General features: G+C 61.2%; 15 protein-coding genes and 1 pseudogene. 5 read left to right on the forward strand and 11 right to left on the reverse strand.

What is annotated here, in order from left to right; all coding sequences use genetic code 11:
• Window positions 1-4: 4 nt before the first annotated feature.
• From CAF87_RS19080 to CAF87_RS19090, 3 genes are read right to left on the reverse strand one after another with little or no spacing between them, the layout of a single operon-like run.
• Window positions 5-265: a phosphopantetheine-binding protein gene (locus CAF87_RS19080; RefSeq protein WP_085711082.1), complete on the reverse strand. Its 261-nt coding sequence runs from the start codon at window positions 263-265 to the stop codon at window positions 5-7.
• The gene (locus CAF87_RS19085; RefSeq protein WP_085732596.1) at window positions 246-1,055 is read right to left on the reverse strand and encodes a 1-acyl-sn-glycerol-3-phosphate acyltransferase; all 810 of its coding nucleotides are present in this window, start codon (window positions 1,053-1,055) and stop codon (window positions 246-248) included. Before CAF87_RS19085 ends, CAF87_RS19080 begins: the two co-directional genes overlap by 20 nt.
• Window positions 1,031-1,756, reverse strand: a complete 726-nt coding sequence (locus tag CAF87_RS19090; protein WP_085732597.1) for a beta-ketoacyl synthase chain length factor — start codon at window positions 1,754-1,756, stop codon at window positions 1,031-1,033. Before CAF87_RS19090 ends, CAF87_RS19085 begins: the two co-directional genes overlap by 25 nt.
• A 370-nt stretch (window positions 1,757-2,126) precedes the next feature.
• On the opposite strand from CAF87_RS19090, the gene CAF87_RS19095 reads away from it, so the two are divergent.
• On the forward strand, window positions 2,127-2,897 hold the full coding sequence (locus CAF87_RS19095; RefSeq protein ID WP_085732598.1) for a ParA family protein: 771 nt from the start codon (window positions 2,127-2,129) through the stop codon (window positions 2,895-2,897).
• Between the two features lie 43 nt (window positions 2,898-2,940).
• Here the strand turns inward: CAF87_RS19095 and trxC are convergent, their stop codons facing one another.
• The 6 genes and pseudogenes from trxC to CAF87_RS29720 all read right to left on the reverse strand — a co-directional run.
• Window positions 2,941-3,375 carry a thioredoxin TrxC gene (gene trxC, locus CAF87_RS19100; RefSeq protein WP_085732599.1) on the reverse strand — a complete coding sequence of 145 codons (435 nt, stop codon included), beginning with the start codon at window positions 3,373-3,375 and terminating at the stop codon, window positions 2,941-2,943.
• A gap of 81 nt (window positions 3,376-3,456) precedes the next feature.
• Window positions 3,457-4,920, reverse strand: a complete 1,464-nt coding sequence (gene selO, locus CAF87_RS19105) for a protein adenylyltransferase SelO (protein ID WP_085732600.1) — start codon at window positions 4,918-4,920, stop codon at window positions 3,457-3,459.
• A gap of 48 nt (window positions 4,921-4,968) precedes the next feature.
• On the reverse strand, window positions 4,969-8,322 hold the full coding sequence (mscK, locus tag CAF87_RS19110) for a mechanosensitive channel MscK (protein WP_085732601.1): 3,354 nt from the start codon (window positions 8,320-8,322) through the stop codon (window positions 4,969-4,971).
• Window positions 8,323-8,356: 34 nt separating this feature from the next.
• Entirely contained in the window at window positions 8,357-10,099 is a 1,743-nt protein-coding gene (locus tag CAF87_RS19115) for a potassium/proton antiporter (protein WP_085732602.1), read from the reverse strand.
• Window positions 10,100-10,256: 157 nt separating this feature from the next.
• Entirely contained in the window at window positions 10,257-11,129 is an 873-nt protein-coding gene (locus tag CAF87_RS29715) for a methyl-accepting chemotaxis protein (protein ID WP_371850982.1), read from the reverse strand.
• 30 nt (window positions 11,130-11,159) lie between these two features.
• Window positions 11,160-11,909 (reverse strand): annotated as a pseudogene (locus CAF87_RS29720) (MCP four helix bundle domain-containing protein); the annotation flags it as partial.
• Between the two features lie 251 nt (window positions 11,910-12,160).
• On the opposite strand from CAF87_RS29720, the gene CAF87_RS19125 reads away from it, so the two are divergent.
• From CAF87_RS19125 to CAF87_RS19135, 3 genes are all read left to right on the forward strand, one after another.
• Window positions 12,161-12,391 (forward strand): hypothetical protein, encoded by a 231-nt coding sequence (locus tag CAF87_RS19125; protein ID WP_007952320.1) that lies wholly within the window; start codon window positions 12,161-12,163, stop codon window positions 12,389-12,391.
• On the forward strand, window positions 12,388-12,690 hold the full coding sequence (locus tag CAF87_RS19130; RefSeq protein ID WP_011332115.1) for a cell division protein ZapA: 303 nt from the start codon (window positions 12,388-12,390) through the stop codon (window positions 12,688-12,690). Before CAF87_RS19125 ends, CAF87_RS19130 begins: the two co-directional genes overlap by 4 nt.
• 100 nt (window positions 12,691-12,790) lie before the next feature.
• Window positions 12,791-14,728: a methyl-accepting chemotaxis protein gene (locus CAF87_RS19135; RefSeq protein ID WP_085732604.1), complete on the forward strand. Its 1,938-nt coding sequence runs from the start codon at window positions 12,791-12,793 to the stop codon at window positions 14,726-14,728.
• Window positions 14,729-14,792: 64 nt separating this feature from the next.
• Here the strand turns inward: CAF87_RS19135 and CAF87_RS19140 are convergent, their stop codons facing one another.
• Together CAF87_RS19140 and putA are read right to left on the reverse strand one after the other, a co-directional pair.
• Window positions 14,793-16,595 carry an acyl-CoA dehydrogenase gene (locus CAF87_RS19140; RefSeq protein WP_085732605.1) on the reverse strand — a complete coding sequence of 601 codons (1,803 nt, stop codon included), beginning with the start codon at window positions 16,593-16,595 and terminating at the stop codon, window positions 14,793-14,795.
• A 144-nt stretch (window positions 16,596-16,739) separates the two neighbouring features.
• Window positions 16,740-20,693 (reverse strand): trifunctional transcriptional regulator/proline dehydrogenase/L-glutamate gamma-semialdehyde dehydrogenase, encoded by a 3,954-nt coding sequence (gene putA, locus CAF87_RS19145; protein ID WP_085732606.1) that lies wholly within the window; start codon window positions 20,691-20,693, stop codon window positions 16,740-16,742.
• 459 nt (window positions 20,694-21,152) lie between these two features.
• Between putA and putP the strand changes: the two genes are divergently transcribed.
• A complete protein-coding gene (gene putP / locus CAF87_RS19150; RefSeq protein WP_085732607.1) occupies window positions 21,153-22,637 on the forward strand; it encodes a sodium/proline symporter PutP in 1,485 nt (494 codons plus the stop codon).
• Window positions 22,638-22,693 lie beyond the last annotated feature (56 nt).

The raw sequence follows: 22,693 nt of genomic DNA on the forward strand, positions 1-22,693 counted from the left end.
GGTCTCAAGCTGCCTGTTTTGCCGTGACGAACGCCGCAAGGCTCGCCACGTTGGTGAAATGGTTGCGGGTGTCCTTGGCGTCGGCGTCGATCTTGATGCCGTACTTTTTCTGGATCGCCAGGCCAAGCTCCAGGGCGTCGACGGAATCCAGGCCCAGGCCCTCGCCGAACAGCGTCTGGTCGTCGCCGATGTCGTCGACGCTGATGTCTTCGAGGCCCAGGGCGTCGATGATCAGCAGTTTTATCTCACGGTGCAGATCGCTCATCTTCGGCGAGCTCCTTGATAAAAAAATGGTGCAGAAAGTCGTTGAGCTTGCGCGAGGCCTGCGGTGCAGGGCCTTGTGCGGTAAAGGTCTGTGGGTCTATATCGGCCCCGACGCGAAAACTGAAGTGAACACGGCGGCTCGGGATGCGATACCACGGCTCGGCCTTGGTCAAAGTGGTCGGGCTGACCTTGATGATGACCGGAGTCAGGATTTTCGCACCGCGCAGCGCGATGGCCGCTGCCCCCCGATGAAAGGCCGGGGCCTGGCCGGGCTGAGTACGCGTGCCTTCCGGGAAAATGATCAGGGTCTGGCCATCCTGCAATGCGCCGGCGGCGGCATCGAGCATTTCCATGCTGCCGTCGTTGCTGATGTATTCGGTGCTGCGCAGCGGGCCGCGGGTGAAAGGGTTTTCCCACAGGCTTTTCTTCACCACGCAATTGGCGTGGCGCACCAGGCCGATCAGGAACACCACATCGATCAAAGACGGGTGGTTGGCGATGATCATCTGTCCCGGCCGGCCGAGGCGTTCGGCGCCCTGGATGTCATAGGTCAACACGCCGGTGCGGGCCATGAACCGGACGAAAAACCAGAACAGTCGACTGACGGTCTGCCGCGCCCGCTCGCGATGGGTTTTAGCGTCGCCCGGCAGGCAGCCCAGCAGCGGAAAAACCAACAGGCGCAGGCACAGCCCGCCCAGCCCGAACAGGGCGAAGCTGGTGGCGGTGGCCAGCAGACGCCAGTAGTAGGCGTCGCGGTTTTTTTCGGTCACGGGTTGCGTTGCCAGGTCCATACACGATTTTTCCAGGCATGTTGGCAAAGGGTTTGCTGGCCGAGCAGGGTTTGCAGCAGGTGCAGCGCGTGGGGCCATTGCGCTTTGGACAGTGCTTCGGGGGCGCTGTTCAGGGTCAGCCGCCAGTCGGTACCGGGGGTCAGCAGCAAGCCGACCGCATACGGAAACGGCACGTCATCGATCCACGCCGAATAGGCGGCGGGCGGTTGTTCTTCGGTGATCACCAACAGTACCGCTGGAGCACCTTCGTCCAGCAGGGCGGCGGCTTCCAGCACGCCGTGTTCGAGGCCGTCGCCAGCGGCGGCGAGGGCCGTCATTTCGCTGGTTTCGCCGCGCATGATCGACCACAGGCCGATAATTGCGTTGTGCACGGAGAGGCTGAATTGGGTCGGTGAAAGCGGTTGCTCGTTGGCCAGGTCGCTGAGGATGTCGAACGTACGCGGGGTTTCACCGTGGCGGGACACAAACACCAGTGGCAGGTTTTCCCGACCGTCGGCCAGTGGCCAGCCGACACTGAAGGCCATCCGCGCCAGGCGGCTGAGTCGGCGGCGCTGCATCGCGGGAAGGAACGACACATCGGGCGCGGCATCGCTGCTCGGGAGCACGATCGGCTGTCGGCTCCAGGCTTGCCAGGCGTCCACGCTGTCGAGCCCGGGAGCCCAGGCGCGCCATTGGGCGATGTTGAAGTTGATCACGGACATTCATCCCGCCCCTGCGGGCTGTTTTTGACGCGGTTCTGCCAAAGCCACAGAGGAGCTGACCTTGCCGAAAGTGGCGTGGTGCTTGGCGCCGGGTGGCGCGCATTATCCCGGTGCGACGAGTGTGTAGCAAATGCTGGTTACATTTTGCGCTCTGAAATGGACCAAAGGGTACATGGCAAAAAATATCATTTGGCCATTATCCGGATTGTGAAGGGATTGTCTGTCGGGCATATCGGCGGTCGAAGGCAGCATTTGCGCCGTGACTATTGAGATATTTGCGCCTGACCCTGTAGTCCGTGTCCGCGAAGGTAGCGAAGCGGGGCCGGGCACTACTACACTCGGTCATTCTTTGATACACGGAGGTTTTGTCATGCGGCGCGTGGTGTTCAATCAGAAAGGTGGCGTGGGCAAATCCAGCATCGCCTGCAATCTGGCGGCGGTCAGCGCCAGCGAGGGTTATCGCACGCTGTTGGTAGACCTCGATGCCCAGGCCAACTCCACTCAGTACCTGACCGGGCTCACCGGTAATGACATTCCGATGGGCATCGCCGACTTCTTCAAGCAGACCCTGTCTTCGGGCCCGTTTTCGAAGAAGAACCAGGCGGATATCTACGAAACCCCGTTCGACAATCTGCACATCATCACCGCTACGGCGGAACTGGCCGACCTGCAGCCCAAGCTCGAGGCCAAGCACAAGATCAACAAGCTGCGTAAGTTGCTGGAAGAGCTGGACGGCGAATACGACCGCATCTACCTCGATACCCCGCCAGCCTTGAACTTTTATGCGGTATCCGCGCTGATTGCCGCTGATCGTGTGCTGATTCCCTTCGATTGCGACAGCTTTTCCCGTCAGGCGCTGTACGGGCTGATGTCGGAGATCGAAGAGTTGAAGGACGACCACAACGAAGGCCTGGAAGTCGAAGGCATTGTGGTCAATCAGTTCCAGGCCCGGGCCAGCCTGCCACAGCAGATGCTCGACGAATTGATCGCCGAAGGGTTGCCGGTGCTGCCGGTGTACCTTGCCAGCTCGGTACGCATGCGCGAATCGCACCAGGCCAGCACACCGCTGATCCACCTCGACCCGCGGCACAAGCTGACGCAGCAGTTCGTCGAGCTGCACAACCTGCTCGAAGACGCCTGAAAAAAACCATGTGGGAGCAAGCTCCCACATGGCTGATGGTGTGTCAGATGCCTTGGCTGCGCAGCCACGCCATCAGTTGCGGCAGCGGAAACGCCCCGCTCTGCCGCGCCACCTCACGACCGTTTTTGAACAGAATCAGGCTCGGAATCGAGCGAATCCCCAACTGCGCCGACAACTGCTGATTGGCTTCACTGTCCAGCTTGGCCAGCCGGCATTTGCCCGCCAGTTGCGCCGCCGCCTGCTCGAACACCGGCGCAAACGACTTGCACGGCCCGCACCAGTCCGCCCACACGTCCACCAGCAACGGCAGATCGCCCTTGATCTGGCTGGCGTAATCGCTTTGCGTGAGTTCGAACGGCTTGTTCAACAGCACCTCGGACTTGCAGCGCCCGCATTTCGGGTGGTCGCCGAGGCGCTCGGCGGGAATGCGGTTGAGGCCGTTGCAGGAGGGGCAGGGGATGAGGAGTGGGTCGGTCATGTCGGGCTCGATGAAAAGAGTGTGATCGTACGGCTGATCTGGAGCCGTACGGATCGATTATCAAGGTTCAAGTCGTCGCACTCACGATGAACAACTGATCTCCAGATGCTTGCCCCACTCCGGCGGCCGTTCCGCATAGCTTTCCATTCCAGGCTGTTCCTCGAATGGATTGCTCAACACCGCATGCAGACGACGCACTTCTGAGTAGTCGCCTTGCTCGGCAGCATCAATCGCCTTCTGCGCCAGGTAATTGCGCAGGATGTACAGCGGGTTCACCGCGTGCATCCGCGCGCGGCGCTGTTCCTGATCGGTGGCGCCATCGCGTGCGACACGGTCGACATAGCGCTCGCCCCAGGCATCGAAACCTCGGATATCCACAAAGTCATCGCGCAACCGGGCAACCGCCTGGTCTGCGGATTCTTCGCCCAGATGACGGAAAAACAGCGTGTAGTCGACGCCGCTGTTCTGCATCAGTTGCAGCAGTTGCTCCAGCAATTGCTGGTCGTCGTCCTCGGCCGTGGTGAGGCCTAAACGGCGGCGCATCAGGTCGAGGTAGTGCGCCTGGAACAGTGGCAGGTACAGGCCAAGGGTTTCGCGCAAGGCTTCGACGCTGATGAACGGCGTCAGGGCCTGGGCCAGGGCGCTGAGGTTCCACTGGCCGACGGGCACCTGATTGCTGAACGAGTAACGACCCTGATCATCAGAGTGGTTGCAGATGAAGTTCGCGTCGAAGTCATCTAGAAAAGCGAACGGGCCGAAGTCGAAGGTGATGCCGAGGATCGACATGTTGTCGGTGTTCATCACCCCGTGGCAGAAACCGTAGGCCTGCCACTTGGCGATCAGTTCGGCGTTGCGCTCGACGATTTCGCGGAACATCGCCAGGTACGGTTCCGGCTGTTCCAGGCACTCGGGGAAGTGCATCGCCAACACGTGTTCGGCGAGCAACTTCTGCTGCTCGGGACGCTTGGTGTAATAGAAATATTCGAAATGGCCGAAGCGGATGTGGCTTGGCGCCAGGCGCAGCACCATTGCGGCGCGTTCCTGCTTTTCGCGCCAGACCGGGGTATCGGAACCGATCACGCACGCGGCACGTGAAGACGGGATGTTCAGCGCATACAGCGCTTCGGATGCGAGAAATTCACGGATCGACGAACGCAGCACGGCACGACCATCGCCCATGCGCGAAAACGGTGTCTGCCCGGCGCCCTTGAGGTGCAAGTCCCAGTGCTCGCCAGCGGCGTTGTAGACCTCGCCCAGCAGCAGCCCGCGACCATCGCCCAGTTGCGGGGTGTAGCCGCCGAACTGATGCCCGGAATAGACCATCGCCCGCGGCTCCGCATCGGCCCACAACTTGTGCCCGCCGAACAGTTCAGCGAACTCCTGGGTGTTGGCCGTCGCCGGTTCCAGATCCAGCAGCGCCAGGGCCGCCGGGCTGGCAACCACCAGTCGCGGATTGTCAATCGGTTCGGGCAGCACATGGGCCGAGAACGCGTCGCCCAGGCGGGCGAAGCAGTTATCGAAGGTCAGTTCGTCGAGGGCTTTCAAGGGCCGGCTCCAGCAGAATGTCCGAGCATTCTGCTGGGAATGGTCGGGTTAGTCGAGTTTGGCGGGCGGCGGCTCTTGCAGCGGTTTTTGCTCGTCGCTGACGGGTACGGTGGTTTTGCTGTCGTCTTCGACCGGCACCAGTTTGTACTCCTGACCGTGGAGGTTCTTCAGGTACACCTCCATCTGCCGGAACGAGATGTTGATGTGCTGTTTCTTGAACTCGCGGTTGATGAAGCGGTTGACCTCGTCGATCACCGGGTTGCGATCACCGAGGTCGCGCACATGCATACGCAGCTCATGATCGAGAGTGCTTTCGCCGAAGTTGAGGAAGTACACGTGCGGCTCGGGTTCTTTGAGTACGCGCGGGTTTTCCCGGGCGGCCTTGAGCAGCAGTTCCTTGACCAGATCCAGATCGGAACCGTAATCCACGCCGAGTTTCAGCGTCACCCGGGTAATGGTGTCGGTCAGCGACCAGTTGATCAGTTGCCCGGTGATGAACGTCTTGTTCGGGACAATGATGTCCTTGCGGTCGAAGTCGGTAATGGTCGTGGCGCGGATGCGGATCTTGCTCACGGTGCCCGACAGATTGCCAATGGTGATGGTGTCGCCGATCCGTACCGGGCGTTCGAACAGGATCATGATGCCGGAGATGAAATTCGCGAAGATCTCCTGCATGCCGAAACCGAGGCCGACCGACAGTGCCGCCACCAGCCATTGCAACTTGTCCCAGCTCACGCCGAGGGTCGACAGGGTCGAGACGAAACCGACCCCGGCGATCACGTAGGACAACAACGTGGTAGTCGCGTAGGCGCTGCCCTGGGCCAGATTGAGTTTCGACAGCACGAATACTTCAAGCAGGCCTGGCAGGTTGCGTGCGAGCGCAAAGGTAATGCCGATGATGATCAGCGCGCCGAGCATGTCGCCGATGCTGATCGGCACCATGCTCATGTTGGCGCCGGTGCCGCTGGTGTATTCGTAGAGGGTGATGTTGTCGAGGTACGAGAACACCGTGATCAGGTCGGCCCAGACCCAGTACAGCGCGGCGATGAAACCGCCGAGCAGGGCCAGGCGTATCAGGCGCAGGGACTGTTCGTTGACCTTCTCGATGTCGAGGGTCGGTTCTTCGATCACCGCTTCGCCGTCGCCGGCTTCTTTGGCTGCCTGACGTTTGGCCAGGGCGCGCTGGTAGGCCAGACGCCGAGCCGCAACCGCCAGACCACGGACGAAAGTCGCCTCGATCACCAGCCAGAACATCAGCAGGTACAGCGTGTTGATCAAACGGTCGCTGAGTTTCAGCGCGGTGTAGTAGTAGCCGAAGCACACCGCGACAAACAGCGCGATGGGCAGCAGGGTGAACATGATCCCCACGGCCTTGCGGAACAGCGAGGCGTTTTCGTGGGTCGGGCTACTGATCAGCAGGCGACTGAGCAACCACGCCATCAGCGCGTAGCAAGTCAGCACCACCGGCATGCCGATGACGTCATCGGCCAGCGCCGCCGGTTGCAGCTCGGCGACTGCCACCACCGCCACGAGAGCCATGACCACCAGGCCGAGACGCCGCACCCAGCCCTGGAGGAATTCAACCTGCGGCTTCTCCCAGCGGAAGTGCAGTTCAGCCACACCGCCCGGCGCAAGGATCCGATAAGCGGTGTAGAACACCAGCCACGCCTGGCCCATTTGCAGCAGGGCGGCGCCCATGTTGGCGTTCTGTCCTCGGGCGTCGATCTGCAGCGCCAGCCCGCACAAGGCGAGGCCCAGCGCCACCGGCATCGCCAGCAGGATGTTGATCAGGATCGCCTGCGGCGTGTGCCACTGGCTGTCGCGCTTGAAGTGGCCGATGTCCTGGTGAACCTTGTTCAGGCGTGCATACAGCTGCTTGCGCCGCCACAGCAAGGCGCCGATCAGCAGCGCCAGTGGCAGGAACAACAGCGGGCGCTGGGTCAGACCGTCGGTCAGTTCGCTGAGGCTGGAGGCCAGCGGCAGGGTGTCGATCTGGCGTTTCAGGCGCTCCGGCACACCGCGCAGCCACTCTGAGTCCAGCGGCTTGTTGCTGGGAATCCAGAACATCTGTTCGTCGAGGGTCGCGCGCAGGCTTTGCGCGGTGCTCAGCAGTTGCTTCTGGTTCAGTTGCAGGGTGATCGATTCATTGAGCATCGCGCTCAATTCGCGACTCAGCCGCTCCAGCAGATCGACACGGGTGTTGGCCAGCTCCAGCAGACTCTTGCGCAGTTGTGGTGTGACTTGCTCCGGCGGCTGGGTGGACAGCAGGTTGTCGACGTAAGTCGCCGGATTGCTCAACTGTTCGCGCTGTTGGTTGATTTCGAACTGGTACAGGCGAATGTCGGCGATCTGGTCCGCCAGGTCTCGGTCGACTTTGAGGCGTGGCAGCGCCTGCTTTTGTTTATAGAGAATTTTCGACAGCAGCAGGCTGCCCTTGAGCACGTTGATCTGCTCGTCGAGGGCCGAATCGCTCTGGGTCACGCTGTCCAGTTGTTGCTTGGTCTGCAAGTTCTGCTGGGTCAGCTCGTTGAGGCGGTCGGTGCTTTTGAGCAAGTAGTCGGAGAGTTTGAGATTGGCCGCGCTTTCAGTGGCGAGCAGGGTGCTGCTGCCGGACTTCTGAGCCTCGATCGACTGCTGCGTCACGGTTTCCTGAGACAGGGTCAGACGCTTCTGGTTGATCAGGGTCTGCAGTTCCTGAATCTCGTGGTCCAGCCGGTCGGATTTTTCCGTGAGCAGGTCATGCTGGCTGTTGCCCAGATCCTGCAACTGGTTGTTGCCGGCCAGTTCCTGGCGGCGCAACGGGATCAGTGCATTGAGTGCTGCCAGCTCGGCGTTGAGCAGGTCGCGTTGCTCGGCGCTCAGGGTCTTGCCGCTGTCCTTGCCGGTCTTGAGGATGCTGTTGATCTGCTGGATGCGTGTCTGGCTGCTGGCGATTTCTGCCTGGGCGCGCTCCGGACGGGTCTGGGCGGTGATGATCAGGCTGTTGGCGTCGGCCAGGGCTTTTTGCAGGTCGCTTTGCTGGGTCGAGCGCTCGGTGAGTATCTGCTCCAGTTGCTGGATGTTTTCTTTGGTGAAGCGCTGCGCTACCGGTACCACGGCCGTGGCCTTGAGGCGTGCCAGTTCGCGGGTGTTCTCGATGGTCTGTTTCGGCGCTGTGGCCAGTTGCTGCTTGAGGTCAATCAGCTTCTGATCGTAGTCACGCCGGTTGTTGAGCTGGTTCAGCGTGTTTTGCAGGAGCGTTTGCAGGGTCTTTTTGTCGGCCTCGGGCAGTTTGCTGTCGGTGAGCTTGTCCAGGTTTGCCTGCACGGCTTCGCTGGACGGCGGTTCTGCGGCCTGCAGCGGGCCGACAGTGAGACTCAGGCCCAGCAGGGCCGCGAGGAAAAAGGAGCGCAGGGTAGGCATAGAGACCGGTCAAGCAAGTGAGAGTGGAGGCAGTTTAGAGGAAGAGCCCGGGCCCCGGGCGACTTCCTTCGGGGAATCTGACGCCCACTTTGGCGATCTTGTTCCCGTCCATGACCGCCACCGTCCAGTGGGTGTTGTTCCATTCCACCTGGTCGCCAACGATCGGTGCACCGCCGACTTTCTGGGCGATGAAGTGGCCCAGGGTCATGTCCGGATCGATGCCCTCGGCCGACAGGCCGTAGAGGGCCGCAACCGCTTTGAGCTGGGCGTCTCCTTCGAGTACGAAGTCGCCGAAGAAGCGCAGGTCGAGGCCTCGTTGCGGCGCCTGGCTGAACAGTTTTCCAAGGGCCGGCAGGTTGTGTTCATGGCCGATAACACACAGCAAATCATCGACTTCCAGCACCGTACTACCCGACGGATGGAGCAGTTGCTGACCGCGAAACAGGGCGGCGATACGGGTGCCTTCGGGCATTTTCAGCTCGCGCAGGGGGGAACCGATGCACCATTTCTCCGCACCGAGCTTGTAAACGAACAGTTCCCACTCGCTGGTGATGTGCACTTCCAGTGCCGAGCGGGAGATCGGCGCGGGCTCCGGCGGGACCGTTACCTTGAGCAGTCTGGCCACCCACGGCAGGCTCGTGCCCTGCACCAGCAGCGACACCAGCACGATGAAGAACGCTAGGTTGAAGTACAACTGCGCATTCGGCAGGCCGGCCATCAGCGGGAACACCGCCAGAATGATCGGTACCGCGCCACGCAGGCCGACCCAGGAAATGAAGGCCTTTTCGCGACCATGGAATGCCTTGAACGGCAGCAACCCGACCACCACCGACAGCGGCCGCGCGAACAGAATCATCCACAGCGCCAGACCCAGGGCCGGCAACGCGATCGGCAGCAAGTCATGCGGAGTGACCAGCAAACCCAGCACCAGGAACATGCCGATCTGCGCCAGCCACGCCATGCCATCGAGCATGTGCAGGATGCCGTGGCGGCTGCGCACCGGACGGTTGCCGATCACCAGGCCGCACAGGTACACGGCGAGGAAGCCGCTGCCATGCAGGGCGTTGGTCAGGGCAAACACCACCAGACCGCCAGCTATCACCAGGATCGGATAGAGGCCGGTGGCGAGGTTGATCCGGTTGACCAGTTGCAGCATCAGCCAGCCGCCGCCGAGGCCGATCACGCCACCGATACCGAACTCGCGGATCAGGTGGGTCAGCAGGTTCCAGTGCAGGCCGGTCTGGCCGCTGGCGAGCATGTCGATCAGGGTCACGGTGAGGAACACCGCCATCGGGTCGTTGCTGCCGGATTCGATTTCCAGACTGGCGGTCACCCGCTCGTTCAGGCCCTTGCCGCCGAGTAGCGAGAACACCGCCGCGGCGTCTGTGGAACCGACGATGGCGCCGATCAGAAGGCCCTGAATCAGATTCAGGTCGAACAGCCACGCGGCAGCCATGCCGGTGAGGCCGGTGGTGATAAGGACGCCGACCGTGGCCAGCGACAAGGCCGGCCACAGGGCCACGCGGAAACTCGACACCCGGGTGCGCAAGCCGCCGTCGAGCAGAATCACCGCGAGTGCGAGGTTGCCGACCAGATAGGCCGTCGGGTAGTTATCGAAAATGATGCCGCCGCCATCGACCCCGGCAGTCATGCCGACCGCGAGGATGATCACCAGAATCGGGATGCCGAGACGCGACGAAAGGGAACTGACAAGAATGCTCGCACCTACCAGCAACGCGCCGATCAAGAACAGGCTGTTGATGGTCGTCGCATTCAAAGGCAGTACTCCAGAAGCGGAAAGACGGGCACAAACTGACCATGCAGTCTGCGTGCCAGCGATTCTAACCTGTTGAAATGTGATGCTGTCAAAAAGGTTTTTGCGCGGAGTGCAAGATCGTTCCCACAGGCGTGGGAACGATCAGCCATGTGGAAGGTTACAGGCTGAACCGCCCAACCATATTGTTCAGATCCAGCGCCAGGCGCGACAGCTCGTTGCTCGCCGCACTGGTCTGATTCGCGCCGGTTGCCGATTGCACCGACAGATCGCGGATGTTCACCAGGTTGCGGTCCACTTCCCGCGCTACCTGCGCCTGTTCTTCGGCAGCGCTGGCGATCACCAGGTTGCGCTCGTTGATCTCGACGATGGCGGTGTTGATGGTGTCCAGCGACAGGCCGGCGCCACGGGCGATGTTCAGGGTCGATTCGGCGCGTTCGGTGCTGTTGCGCATCGAATCCACCGCGTGTTCGGTGCCGCTCTGGATGCTGCCGATCATGCGTTCGATTTCGCTGGTCGACTGCTGGGTGCGGTGCGCCAAAGCACGGACTTCGTCGGCCACCACGGCAAAACCACGACCGGCTTCACCGGCACGGGCTGCTTCGATAGCGGCGTTGAGCGCCAACAGGTTGGTCTGATCGGCCAGACCACGGATCACGTCCAGCACTTTGCCGATGTCGCGGGATTCGTTGGCCAGATCGCCAATCAGGGTCGCAGTGCTCTGCACGTCGGCGCTCATGCGTTCGATGGCGCTGACAGTTTCCTGCACCAGATCGCGGCCGTCGCCGGCGGAGGTGGTGGCGTTCTTCGAGGCTTCCGAGGTGCTGACGGCGTTGCGTGCGACCTCTTCCACGGCGCTGGTCATCTCGTTGACTGCCGTGGCGGCCTGTTCGATTTCGTTGTTCTGCTGGGTCAGGCCACGGGCGCTTTCGTCGGTGACGCTGTTCAGCTCTTCGGCAGCGGACGCCAGTTGTGTGGCCGAGCCGGAAATTCGCTGCAGGGTGTCGCGCAGCTTCGACTGCATCTTGGCCATGGCCGCCAGCAGGCGCCCGGCTTCGTCGGTGCCGTCAACGTGGATCGGCTGGGTCAGGTTGCCTTCGGCGATGGTTTCCGCGGCATCCAGTGCTTTCGAGATCGGCTTGGTGATGCTCAGGGTCAGTAGCCAGGCAAAGAGGAAGGTAAGGCCGGTCGCGATCACCAGCAGTGTCACCACCAGATTGAAGGCCGAAGAAAACTGCTCGGCGGCTTGCTGGTTGGTCTGGCTGATCTGCTCGCCGTTGATCTGCATCAGGCGGTTGAGCACGGTGTTCATTGCTTCGGAGTTGTTCAGCAATTCGGTGTTCAGCAGGTTGCGCAGCTCATCCACCTGGTTGTTGCGCGACAGGGTTTTCATCCGGTCTTCGATCTGGCGGTACTGGCCCAGCAACTGCACGTATTGATCGTAGGCCGCACGTTCCTGCGGGCTGCCGATCAGCGGCTCGTAGTCGGTCTGGGCCTTGCGGATCTGCTGGTTGCGCATTTCCAGCAGCTCGACGGTTTTCTGCTGGACGTCCGGCTCACGGTTCACCAGCAAGCGGTACGACAGCACCCGCAGACGCAGGGTCAACTGGGTGAACTCGTCGAGGTTCTTGATGCTCGGCACGCTGGTGGTGGTGATGTTTTCGGCGGCGCCGCGGATCTTGCTCATCTGGTTCAGGGCGAACACACCGAGGATCAGCATCAGGCCGCCGATCAGGGCGAAACCGGTGAACGCCCGGGGGGCGATATTCATATTGCGAAGAGACATGTGGCGGATACCGAGGAAGGGCCGCATCCATGCGGGCTGAGACTGCTGTTGGATGACTTATCGGTCATACGACTAAAGTCTTGAGGCGGTGCGCGTATTTGTCGCATAAGGGGGCGGGCGACGAAGTGCAGGAACCAGATCGGCAGATCACAGTCTCTAACACTCGCAGGAATGGTCGACTGCCAGGAAAATCAAGGCCTTGCGCCGGTTTAATCCTGGCATCCACGACGACTTTTCTTTATCGTACGCGCCCTTTGAAAAAGCCCTGGAAGATCAAAATGTTGGAAGCATCCCTCAGCCAATTGGAACAGCTCGTCAGCGATCTGGTGCAACAGAACCAGACCCTGTCGGAAACCAACCAGACCCTGTCCACGGAACTGGCCCAGGCCAAGGATGAAAACGAGAGCCTGCAACTGAGCCTGATGGAACAGGAAGAAAAGCACGGCGCCACCGCCGCACGCATCCAGGCCCTGGTTGATCGCGTCAATGCAGGTCCTGTCAGCGCATGAACCACGGCACAGCAGGGGTAAAAGTCATCTCCATTCTCGGGGAGGACTATTCGATCAAGGCACCGGCCGGGGAAGAACAGACCCTGCTGGACGCCGCATTGATGCTCAAGGCCGCACTGGCCGACACCAAACGCAAATACCCGACGCTGATCGGCGACCGCCTGCTGGTGCTGGCGGCGATGAATCTGTGCTCGCAGCAGATTGAAATGAAAAAGCAGCACCAGCAGGAACTCGAACGTTACCAAGAGCAAGTCAGCGCCACGGTCGAGACTATCGCCAAGACCATCAATCAGGGTTGATGGGGTTGCGCACAACCAAAGAATAAGATTGTCGATTGCGCTGTATACAATCGGCACGGCTGTTGCAGTGTTTCAGCCTCTTATTCTTTGGGGGTGCTCCATGCAGTTCTGGCGTCGCAGTATTCAATGGCAGTTGATCCTCGGCATGGGCACCGCCCTGCTGGTCAGCATCCTGATCGTGGTTGGCATTTATACCCTGGTGGTCAACCGCCTCGCCCAGAGCTATCTGGTCGAACAGGCGTTGCCGTCGAGCATCGAAGCGACGCGCAACGACATCGAACGAATCCTCGTTCAGCCCCTCACCGCCGCCAAAGACATCGCCAGCAACACGATGGTCCGCGATTGGCTGGCCAATGGCGAAGATTCCGCTAAAACGGCAGGCTTCGCGCAATATCTGGAAGGCATCCGCGCCGAACACAAGGCGTTTACCGCGCTGATCATCGGCACGGAATCCAATCACTACATCACCGAAAAAGGCCTGGATCGCACCCTTAGTCGATCCAAACCGGCCGATGCGTGGTTTTATTCTTTCCTCGACAGCAATCAGCCCCGAACCCTGAACATCGACAATGACGGGGCCACTGGAGAGTTGGCGCTGTTCATCGATTTGAAAGTCGAGCAGGCCGGCAAAGTGGTCGGCGTGGCGGGGCTTGGATTGAGCATGAAAGAGCTGTCCGAGCTGATTCACAACTTCAGCTTCGGCGAGCGCGGGAAGGTCTATCTTGTGCGTTCCGACGGTTTGATCCAGGTCCATCCCGAGGCGCAGTTCAGCGGCAAACGCACCCTCACGGAGCAGATCGGCGCCAATGCGGCGCAAGCGGTCATGGGCCATAAAGTGGCGACCAACAGCAGCTTCCAGCGCGACGGCGAAGACTTCCTCGCCTTCAGCCTGCCTTTGCGCGATCTCGGCTGGACGCTGGTGGCCGAAGTGCCACAGTCGCAGATCTACGCCGAAGCCCGGCGGGCGATGTGGATGAGTAGCGGTATCGGTCTGGCGGTGGCGCTGGTTTGCCTGGTACTGGTGATCTGGCTGGCCCAGGGATTGGTGCGCCCGATTCGTCAGGTAACAGCCGCACTGGTAGCAATCGGTAGCGGTGGTGGAGATTTGACCCATCGGTTAGATTCCAGTCGCGCCGATGAACTGGGCGACCTTGCCCGTGGCTTCAACCGTTTCCTCGACAGCCAGCGCGGGATGATCGGCGAAGTGCTGACCACCAGCGAGCGTCTGCGCGTCGCCGTCGGTCAGGTTGCCAGGGTTGTGGATAACACCGCCGAGCGCTCCGGTCGCCAGCAGGAAATGACCGACATGGTCGCCACCGCCGTCCACGAAATGGGCCTGACCGTGCAGGAGATCGCCCAGAACGCCGGTAATGCGGCGCTCGCCTCGCAAACCGCTCGCGATGAAGCGATGCAGGCGCGGGAAGTGGTCGGCGGGTCGATTCGCCATATAGAAAGCATGTCTGATGAAATCGGCGTCGCGGCCGGGGCAGTGGGTGAGCTGGCGCATCAGGTGGCGTCGATCGATCAGGTACTGGCGGTGATTCGCGGGGTGTCCGAACAGACCAATCTGTTGGCGTTGAACGCGGCGATCGAGGCGGCGCGGGCCGGCGATATGGGGCGTGGTTTTGCGGTGGTGGCCGATGAAGTGCGGACGCTGGCGCGCCGCACTCAGGCGTCTACCGACGAGATTCAGCAGATGATCGGCAGCCTCAAGCAGGGTGCGGAGAATGCGGTGTCATCGATGCGCACCGGCCAGGCCGCGACGGGAACCGGCGTTGAATCGAGTCAGCGTACCGGGGCGTCACTGACCGCGATTACCGGGCAGGTCGAACGCATCAGCGACATGAACCATCAAGTCGCGACGGCGACTGAAGAGCAGTCGGCGGTGACCGAAGAGATCAATCGCAATGTGCAGGGGATTTCCGATCTGGCGCGGGCCACGGCGGGGGAGGTTCGCGCTTGTCGTGAGGATTGTCAGATGTTGCAGCGGTTGGCGGATGATCTGGCGCGGCAGATGGGTGGGTTCAAACTGAGCTGACTGATCGTTCCCTGTAGAGGCGCTGATCGTTCCCACGCGGAGCGTGGGAACGATCGCTAAGGTATCAGAACCACGCATCCTGCATTGCCAGACACGTATCATCCCGCGTCTCCAGCAACGTCAGCTCATGCTGGCACCCCGGCACTTCCCATGTCAGAAAATATCGCGCCGCCTGCAACTTGCCCTTATAGAAGTCGGCGTCCGCCACATTGCCCTTGGCCAACCCTTCCTCGGCGCGAATCGCCTGTTCCAGCCAGCGCCAGCCGATCACTGCATGCCCGAACACTTTCAGGTACAGCGCCGAATTCGCCAGGCTGCTGTTGACCTTGCCCTGGGCCAGGTCAGTCAGCAGGCCAATGGTCACGGTCTGCAGACGCGCGACCAGTTTCTCCAGCGGTTCACGCAGTGCGGTCAACGATTCATACGCCACCGCGCGTTCGGCGGTGTCGGCGATCAGGCGCATCAGTTGCTTGAGCCCGGCGCCACCGTTCTGCGCGAGTTTGCGTCCCAGCAAGTCCAGCGACTGAATGCCGTGGGTGCCTTCGTGGATCGGGTTCAGGCGGTTGTCGCGGTAGTACTGCTCCACCGGGTATTCGCGGGTGTAACCGTGGCCGCCGAGAATCTGGATCGCCAGTTCGTTGGCCTTCAGGCAGAACTCCGATGGCCAGGATTTGACGATCGGTGTCAGCAAATCCAGTAGCTCGTGAGCTTGCTTGCGCTCGGCTTCGGTTTCCAGTGTGGTGGTGTCATCGAACAGTCGCGCCGCATACAGGCCGAGATCGAACGCACCTTCGACGTAGGATTTCTGCGTCAGCAGCATGCGTCTGACATCGGCGTGCTGAATGATTGCCACCGGCGCCGTCGTCGGGTCCTTGCTGTCCGGCACTCGGCCCTGTGGACGTTCGCGAGCGTATTCCAGCGAGTACAAATAGCCGGCATAACCAAGCATCACCGCGCCCATGCCGACGCCGATCCGCGCCTCGTTCATCATCTGGAACATGTAGCTCAAACCGTGATGCGGCTTGCCCACCAGATAGCCGACACACTCGCCGCTATCGCCGAAGTTCAGCGCCGTGGACGTCGTTCCGCGCCAGCCCATCTTGTGGAACAGCCCGGCCAGCAGCACGTCGTTGCGCTTGCCCAGACTGCCGTCATCGTTGACCAGAAACTTGGGCACGATGAACAGCGAAATGCCCTTCACCCCGGCTGGCGCGTCCGGCAGTTTGGCCAGCACCATGTGCACGATGTTTTCCGAGAGCGGGTGATCGCCGCCGGAGATGAAGATCTTGTTGCCCTTGAGGTGATAAGTGCCGTCGGACGCAGGCTCTGCACGGGTGCGAATATCCGACAGCGACGAGCCGGCATGGGGCTCGGTCAGGGCCATGGTGCCGAAGAAACGGCCATCGATCATCGGTTGCAGGAAGCGTTGCTTCTGCTCCTCGGTGCCGAAACTTTCGATCAGATTGGCCGCGCCCATGGTCAGGAACGGATAGGAGGTCGAAGCGGCGTTGGCCGACTGAAAGTGAGCGAAGCAGGCCTGGGACAACAATGTAGGCAGTTGCATGCCGCCAGCGTCGAAACTGCGCGCAGCGTTGAGGAATCCGGCTTCGAGGAAGGCATCCACCGCCGGTTTCACTTCGGGAATCAGAATCGCCTGACCGTTCTCGTAGCGCGGCTCGTTCTCGTCGCCCTTGCGATTGTGCGGTGCGAAGTACTTCTCGGCGATGTTGCGCGCCGTGCCGATGGCGGCATCGAAGGTTTCGCGGTTGTGCTCGGCAAACCGCTCGCGCCGGGTCAGGCCCTCGGCATCGAGGACTTCGTACAGCTCGAAAGCCAGATTGCGGGAACTGAGCAGCGTCTCGGACATGGCGGCCTACCTTTTTTTGGAATGGGCCGAGTCTAGGCGTGCGAATAAAGGCTGAACAGGAAGATTGATAACGGTGATGGAGAGGCCAAAAAAATGGGCGCCGGTGAGGGCGCCCATTTTTTATGCTGCTGACAGAGTCGGCGATTAACCGATGGTCATCAGGCTGGCGTTACCACCCGCTGCTGCGGTGTTGACGCTCAACGCGCGCTCGATCACCAGGCGCTCCAGCGCAATGTTGGTCTCGCCCTGGGACAGGCCCTGAACCCCGACGATGGCGCCGGTACGCTTGGCGATCTGCTGGCAGACCGCACGCAACTGGTCGGAATGGCCGTGATGCAGAACTGCATCGAACACCACGTCGTCCTTGTTCCAGTCGGAAACCAGTTTTATCCGCGCCTGAATCTCCTTCGGCAGGCGTGCGAACAATGCCTTGTTGGCGTCGGATTCCGGCCAGACCGCCGAACCGCCCACCGCCAGTACCGCCGCCAGTTGGGTCAGCAGATCACCTTCGATGTCCGCCAGGCACAACACGTGCTCGCGCGGCAGGATCGCGTAGCTGTTCTTCTCGCCGGTCGGGCCGGCCAGCACGCGGGTGATGCCGCTTTGCGATTGCGCCGAGTATTGAACGCACAGCGTGCTCAAATCGGCGAACTTGTTGCTGTCGGCCCAGGCTTTCAGGGCAACCAGCGGTTTACTCAGGGCGTCGCGCAGACGAACGTCCGGTGCCACGGCCGCATCACCGCGTGCGAAGGATTGTTCGATGGCGTCGGTAGGACGCGTCGACAGCAGGCGGTACAGGTACAACGGACCACCGGCCTTCGGACCCGTACCCGACAGGCCTTCGCCACCGAACGGCTGAACGCCGACCACGGCACCGACGATGTTGCGGTTGACGTAGACGTTACCGGCGTTGACGTTGTCGATCACCTTGGCGATGGTCTCGTCGATGCGGGTGTGCACGCCGAGGGTCAGGCCGTAACCGGAGGCGTTGATCTGGGCGATCAACTGGTCGATCTCTTTACGCTTGTAGCGCACCACGTGCAGCACCGGGCCGAAGATCTCGCGTTGCAGCTCGTCGAAGCTTTCCAGTTCGATCAGGGTCGGCATGACGAAGGTGCCGCGTTTGACTTCCTCGGCATCGGCGATCGCCACCTGGTACACGTTGCGACCTTTGTCGCGCATGCTCTGGATGTGCTTCTCGATGCCGGCCTTGGCTTCGGCGTCGATCACCGGGCCGATGTCCACGGACAGACGCTCCGGGTTGCCGAGACGGCTTTCAGCCATCGCACCTTTAAGCATTTCGATGACGCGATCAGCGGAATCTTCCTGCAGGCACAGGACGCGCAGGGCCGAGCAACGCTGACCGGCGCTGTCGAAGGCCGACGACACCACATCGATCACTACTTGTTCGGTCAGTGCCGAAGAATCGACGATCATAGCGTTCTGGCCACCGGTTTCGGCGATCAGCGGGATTGGACGGCCCTGGTTGTCGAGGCGACCGGCGATGTTGCGTTGCAACAGGCGGGCTACTTCGGTGGAACCGGTGAACATCACGCCCTTGACGCGCTCATCGCCCACCAGACCGGCACCGACAGTTTCGCCGCGACCCGGCAGCAGTTGCAGCACGCCTTCCGGAATCCCGGCTTCGAGCAGCAAGCGTACGGCTTGTGCGGCGACCAGCGGAGTCTGTTCGGCCGGTTTGGCCAGCACCGGGTTACCGGCGGCCAGTGCGGCGGCAACCTGACCGCTGAAGATGGCCAGCGGGAAGTTCCACGGGCTGATGCACACCACCGGACCCAGTGGGCGGTGAGCGTCGTTGCTGAAATCGTTGCGCGCCTGCACCGCGTAGTAACGCAGGAAGTCGACGGCTTCGCGGACTTCGGCGATGGCGTTGGCGAAGGTCTTGCCGGCTTCGCGAGCCAGCAGGCCCATCAGCGGCTGGATCTCGCCTTCCATCAGGTCAGCGGCACGTTCCAGAATCGCCGCACGTTCGGCGGGCGGGGTGGCCTGCCAGATCGGTGCGGCGTTCAGGGCGCATTGAATGGCGTTGTCGACGTCTTCGACCGTGGCTTCCTGCACGTGGCCGACCACGTCACGCAGATCGGACGGGTTCAGCACCGGGGCCGGCGCTTCGTTGCTGGAGGTGCAACCGAGCATCGGCGCGGCTTTCCAGTCGTTGTGCGCGGTCGCCAGCAGGGCGCAGGACAGCGATGCCAGACGGTGTTCGTTGGCCATGTCGATGCCGCTGGAGTTGGCGCGCTCGGAACCATAAAGGTCTCGCGGCAGCGGAATGCGCGGGTGCGGCAGGCCGAAACCACCTTCCACGGTCGCCATCTGCTCGATTTGCGCAACTGGATCGGCCACCAGTTCCTGGATCGAAATCGACTGGTCGGCGATACGGTTGACGAACGAGGTGTTGGCGCCGTTTTCCAGCAGACGACGTACGAGGTACGCCAGCAGGGTTTCGTGGGTGCCGACCGGAGCGTACACGCGGCACGGACGGTTCAGCTTGCCTTCGGAAACCTTGCCTACAACCTGCTCGTACAAAGGTTCGCCCATGCCGTGCAGGCACTGGAATTCGTACTGACCCGGGTAATAGTTCTGACCGGCAATGTGATAAATCGCCGACAGGGTGTGGGCGTTGTGCGTGGCGAACTGCGGGTAGATGACTTCCGGTACCGACAGCAGTTTGCGGGCGCAGGCGATGTAGGAAACGTCGGTGTACACCTTGCGGGTGTACACCGGATAGCCTTCCAGGCCTTCGACCTGGGCGCGCTTGATTTCGCTGTCCCAGTACGCGCCTTTCACCAGGCGGATCATCAGGCGATGACGGCTGCGGCGAGCCAGGTCGATCACGTAGTCAATCACGTATGGGCAACGCTTCTGGTAGGCCTGGATCACAAAACCGATGCCGTTCCAGCCGGTCAGTTGCGGTTCGAAGCACAGGCGCTCGAGCAGATCCAGCGACAGCTCCAGGCGGTCGGCTTCTTCGGCGTCGATGTTCAGACCGATGTCGTATTGCTTGGCCAGCAGGGTCAGCGACAGCAGGCGCGGGTACAGCTCGTCCATCACGCGCTCGTACTGCGCACGGCTGTAGCGCGGGTGCAGGGCCGACAGTTTGATCGAGATGCCCGGACCTTCATAAATCCCACGGCCGTGGGACGCTTTACCGATCGAGTGAATGGCTTGTTCGTACGAGGCCAGGTACTTCTGGGCGTCGTGTTCGGTCAGCGCTGCTTCACCGAGCATGTCGTAGGAATAACGGAAGCCCTTGGCTTCGAACTTGCTCGCATTGGCCAAGGCTTCGGCGATGGTTTCGCCGGTCACGAACTGCTCGCCCATCAGGCGCATGGCCATGTCGACGCCCTTGCGGATCATCGGCTCGCCGCTCTTGCCAATGATGCGGCTCAGGGACGAAGTCAGGCCGGCTTCGTTGTGAGTGGAGACCAGTTTGCCGGTCAGCAGCAGACCCCAGGTCGCCGCATTGACGAACAGCGAAGGGCTGTTGCCCAAGTGCGGCTGCCAGTTGCCGGTGCTGATCTTGTCGCGGATCAGTGCATCGCGAGTGCCCTTGTCCGGGATACGCAGCAGCGCTTCGGCCAGGCACATCAGCGCCACGCCTTCCTGGGACGACAGGGAAAATTCCTGCAGCAGACCCTGAACAATGCCTGCACGACCGCCGGCACTCTTCTGGTTACGCAGTTTTTCCGCGATGGTTGCAGCGAGTTTGTTGGTGGCTTCGGCCATCGGCGCCGGCAGGCGAGCCTGCTCGATCAGCATCGGCACCACTTCCGGCTCAGGGCGACGGTAAGCGGCGGTGATCGAGGCGCGCAGCACCGATTGCGGCAGGATGCTTTCGGCGAATTCGAGGAAACATTGATGAGCGTGATCGGTGTGGACTTCGCCCGCGTCGTCGGCGTCCTTGGCGGTCAAACCGTTCAGCTCGGTCAGGGTTGCACCACCCTCGAGTTTTTCCAGGTAATTGAAAATTGCCTGCTTGATCAGCCAGTGCGGCGTGCGATCAATCGAGGTTGCGGCGGCCTTCAGGCGCTCGCGGGTCGGGTCATCGAGTTTGACCCCAAGGGTGGTGGTAGCCATATTTTTATCCTCATGGGTGCCGCAGTTGCGCGACAACAGCTGGCGGCAAGATTAGCCGCGAGCCGAAAGAGGTGCAACCGGGTGCAACCCTTTTTTTGTCGGAATATTCGGCAACTTGTCAGGAATAAATTTCAGCTTCGCGATGACCGCTCTAGATAGGTGCTTTCAAGGCAGATGGCGGGGTGTCACTGCGCCGCAACAGTGCAAAATCGGCGGTTTACAGGCAAAAAAACGACGTAGGTGCAACTAATTCTCAAGAAACTGGTTGCACCTGTTTTGCTTTGTTGCATAGGATTCGCGCCCAAGGTGCAACCGGGACAACCCGGTTTACCGGCCAATGGCTTTCCTGGGGAAACATTGGTCATAAATGCGTGGCCGTGCGAATCGTCTGTCAGACGTCAGTCTGCAAACGGTGCAACCGCCGCCGCTACATAAAAACAAAGCCAGGGCACGTACGTAATGAGCGCAAGCAATCCAACCCTGATCACGTTCGTGATCTACATCGCAGCAATGGTGCTGATCGGCTTCATGGCCTATCGCTCCACCAACAACCTTTCCGACTACATTCTGGGCGGACGCAGCCTGGGCAGCGTGGTGACCGCATTGTCCGCCGGCGCTTCCGACATGAGCGGCTGGTTGCTGATGGGCCTGCCGGGCGCCATCTACATGTCCGGTCTTTCCGAAAGCTGGATCGCCATCGGCCTGATCGTCGGTGCCTACCTGAACTGGCTGTTCGTCGCCGGCCGTCTGCGTGTTCAAACCGAACACAACGGCGATGCCCTGACTCTGCCGGACTACTTCGCCAGCCGTTTCGAAGACAAAAGCGGTCTGCTGCGGATCATTTCGGCAGTAGTGATTCTGGTGTTCTTCACCATCTACTGTGCTTCCGGCATCGTTGCCGGCGCCCGTCTGTTCGAAAGCACCTTCGGCATGTCCTACGAGACGGCGCTGTGGGCCGGTGCTGCGGCGACGATTGCCTACACCTTCGTCGGCGGTTTCCTCGCGGTGAGCTGGACCGACACTGTACAAGCCACCCTGATGATCTTCGCCCTGATCCTGACTCCGGTCATCGTTCTGCTGGCCACCGGCGGCGTCGACACCACGTTCCTGGCCATCGAAGCCAACGACCCGAGCAACTTCGACATGCTCAAGGGCACCACTTTCATCGGCATCATCTCGCTGATGGGCTGGGGTCTGGGCTACTTCGGCCAGCCGCACATCCTGGCGCGCTTCATGGCCGCTGACTCGGTGAAATCCATCGCCAACGCCCGTCGCATCTCGATGACCTGGATGATCCTGTGCCTGGGCGGCACCGTGGCCGTGGGCTTCTTCGGTATCGCCTACTTCTCGGCCAATCCGGATGTGGCAATGCCAGTGAGCGAAAACCACGAACGTGTGTTCATCGAGCTGGCCAAGCTGCTGTTCAACCCTTGGATTGCCGGTGTCCTGCTGTCGGCGATTCTGGCTGCCGTGATGAGTACCCTGAGCTGCCAGTTGCTGGTGTGCTCGAGCGCCCTGACCGAAGACTTCTACAAGACCTTCCTGCGTAAATCCGCCTCGCAAGTCGAGCTGGTATGGGTCGGCCGCGCCATGGTGTTGCTGGTTGCACTGATCGCCATCGCGATGGCTGCCAACCCGGACAACCGCGTGCTGGGTCTGGTGTCCTACGCCTGGGCCGGTTTCGGCGCTGCCTTCGGTCCGGTCGTGCTGATCTCGGTGATCTGGAAAAAGATGACCCGCGACGGCGCACTGGCCGGCATCCTGGTCGGCGCGATCACTGTGATCGTGTGGAAGCACTTCGAAGTGCTGGGCCTGTACGAAATCATCCCGGGCTTCATCTTCGCCAGCCTGGCCATCTACCTGGTCAGCCTGATGGGCCAGCCAAGCACTGGCATGGTTCAGCGCTTTGAAGCGGCCGAGAAGGACTTCCATCTGAACAAGTGATGGAAATGAGCTGAGGCTCACAAAAAAACGGCCCGTTTCCTATAGGAAATGGGCCG

This window comes from Pseudomonas sp. R38(2017) (assembly GCF_002112395.1).
Lineage (GTDB): Bacteria > Pseudomonadota > Gammaproteobacteria > Pseudomonadales > Pseudomonadaceae > Aquipseudomonas.